Source organism: Ensifer sp. ZNC0028 (assembly GCF_000799055.1).
Classification (GTDB): Bacteria; Pseudomonadota; Alphaproteobacteria; order Rhizobiales; family Rhizobiaceae; genus Ensifer.
Genome location: NZ_JTLA01000227.1, coordinates 1 through 238, shown reverse-complemented (window position 1 = coordinate 238; position 238 = coordinate 1). Strand labels below are relative to the sequence as shown.

Below are 238 nucleotides of genomic sequence, written 5' to 3'. Positions count from 1 at the left end.
TCTTCAACGCCGAGGGACTGGTCCAGTCGATCGAGATCTTCGTCGAGCGTCCTGAAGCCATCGACGAGCTGCGCCAGCCGATCGAGGATGCGGCCGGGCGGCAGATCTTCATCACCGACTGGCGCGACCGCAACAGGACCTTCCTCTCGACGCTCGAGGTCCAGAGCAACGTGATGTTCATGATCCTGTCGTTGATCGTGCTGGTCGCGGCGCTCAACATCATCTCCGGCCTGATCAT

The 238-nt window shown here is 60.9% G+C and carries 1 pseudogene; it reads left to right on the top strand.

Annotated elements, in window-relative coordinates:
- Positions 1-238, top strand: a pseudogene (locus tag L981_RS32720) (lipoprotein-releasing system transmembrane subunit LolC); the annotation flags it as partial.